Consider the following 2,048-nt stretch of genomic DNA (forward strand, 5'->3'; position numbering starts at 1 on the left):
CCGGTGATCAGGTCAGCGTGACTTGGACCGGTACGGCGGGAGAGGGCTCGCACACCACCCCGGCGCAAGCACTCCCCACCAGCCGCGAGATCCCTATCCCGGTCGAGGTGCTCGCCTACAACCTGGGCAAACCGGTGACGGTGACCTACAGCGTAATTCGCAACGGCGAAGCCTCGGATCCCTCAGATGCACTCAACCTGGCGGTGCGGACCATTGCCGAAGACGATCTGCTGGTGGCCAAGCCGAGGATCCTGCAAGCCGTCAATAATGGAGAAGGGCCTGAACTGGATATGAGCAACTTGACCGGTGACGCCACCGTACGTATCGACAATTGGCCGCTCATTGCACACAACCAGCGCATATGGCTGCGTCTGGAGGGTACGAAAAACGATGGCTTGACCTACGAGAAGCTGTGGAGCGGAGCGAATAATTGGGTGAGCACGGAGTGGTATCGGCAAGGGTATGGTGAAAAAATCGTTCCCTATAGCGAGCTTCGGGAGCTACGCAACGGCAGCACATTGAAGCTGGAGTTCAAGGCCTCCTTCGATAAGAGCACCGACGAGGCCAATGCGGTCACCTTTCCGTTGCGCACTTATACGGTCACTTTTTTCGAACACTACACCCCGTTCACGAATGGAGACTTGAACGGCTGGGCAATTGGCTCATCAGGGACCGTAGTCAGGGATGAGGATGGCAATGACTACTGTAAGATAGACTTCATAACCCTCAATCGCGCACCTCTGCCTGTTGGGGAGCGCTATGAAGTCAGTGTACGAGCACGCAGCGTGCATCCTGGACTAAAATTAGAGTTTACGGTTGTGCCTAGTTCTGACCCTCCCCAACAGTCTCATCTGCTCACCTCCCAATGGCAGACATATTTTTATACAGTCGACGAATTTTCACAAAATTTGAGTTTAATGTTCCTTGTGTCAGATCACGTAAGCAAAGTTGATCTCGACGACATTCGTATTCGTCAGATTAGATAGAGCTCGGTAAGCGGACTCAAAGAGTAACGATTTTATATCGGAAGGCTGACTGAAAAACTGACTTAATTTAGTTGGAACACTGGCGCTCTCAAGGCCCTCTTCGCGGCGGTGCGGCGATCCGATAAGCACTGCTCCCACAGGTTTCCGTCGTTCGCAGCCATTGCGGCTGGCTCAAAGCTTGTGACGCCGAGATCACCAGAATCCGCTCACCCGCCGCGCGGTGGGCGGCAATCGCCTTGCCGGCATCGCTGTAGATCAGCGGCGTAGATCGACGCCTCGGCCATTATTTACCTCATTTTCGAGGTGGCCACTGTCGAGCGGCATGCAGGACTCGCAGCACGCGCACCCAGTCGCCTGCCACGTCATAGACCAGGATGTAATTTCGATGCACTACCCGCTCGTGGGTGCCGGTAACACGACCAAGCCGACCCAGGCCTGGATGATCGACCAGGCGGCTCGCCTTCTCTGAAAACAGCTCATCAAGGGCCAATGCGGCGGCCGGGTTGTCGGCTTCGATGTAATCATAGATTTCGTCGCGATCCTGGATCGCCTCGGGTGTCCAGAATAATGCCATCATTCAGAGGTTTTAAGCCGACGACGCGTGGCCTCCCGCTTGGTCGCGAATCTGGCCTCAACCTCCGCCGATGAAATCAAGTTGCCAGCATTGGCCGAATCCATGCCGATTTGCACCTGGCGACGGAACCAGGCGTCATGCGCAGCCGCTTCCTGCTGTTGCACGAACTCACGCATGAAGTCGCGCAGGAGCTGCGCGCCGCTGCGATCACGGGCCTTGGCGGCGCAGGAGAACTCAGCTTTCAGGGCCTCATCAACCCGAAACGTAAAGGTAGCTTCGCTCATATCGTTGCTCTCTCATGTGTTACAAACAACGTATAAAGTAATACATAATCGGGAATGCTAAAACCGTCTTGCTTTTTACATCGACGCCCAGTTCGCCAATCCGACCAACGGCTACCTTTTCCCCCTCCGAACTGTCATTTCTGACAGTAGCCAGCCTGGTGTTTACGGCGCCCAATAAACCCCATCGTCAACCCGATAGGAGTC

At 55.3% G+C, this 2,048-nt stretch carries 2 protein-coding genes and 2 pseudogenes; 1 reads left to right on the forward strand and 3 read right to left on the reverse strand.

Annotated elements, in window-relative coordinates; genetic code table 11:
- Positions 1-986: pseudogene (locus AC07T0_RS31665) on the forward strand (hypothetical protein); the annotation flags it as partial.
- Positions 987-1,167: 181 nt separating this feature from the next.
- On the opposite strand, the pseudogene AC07T0_RS31670 reads toward AC07T0_RS31665, so the two are convergent.
- The 3 genes and pseudogenes from AC07T0_RS31670 to AC07T0_RS31680 all read right to left on the reverse strand — a co-directional run.
- Positions 1,168-1,248, reverse strand: a pseudogene (locus AC07T0_RS31670) (HAD family hydrolase); the annotation flags it as partial.
- 30 nt (positions 1,249-1,278) lie between these two features.
- On the reverse strand, positions 1,279-1,563 hold the full coding sequence (locus tag AC07T0_RS31675; protein WP_495004864.1) for a type II toxin-antitoxin system RelE/ParE family toxin: 285 nt from the start codon (positions 1,561-1,563) through the stop codon (positions 1,279-1,281).
- Complete coding sequence (locus tag AC07T0_RS31680; RefSeq protein WP_495004865.1) at positions 1,560-1,844, reverse strand: CopG family ribbon-helix-helix protein; 285 nt, start codon at positions 1,842-1,844, stop codon at positions 1,560-1,562. The genes AC07T0_RS31675 and AC07T0_RS31680 overlap by 4 nt, the downstream gene beginning before the upstream one ends.
- Positions 1,845-2,048: the final 204 nt, after the last annotated feature.

This window comes from Pseudomonas sp. GW821-FHT04D07, assembly GCF_059420225.1.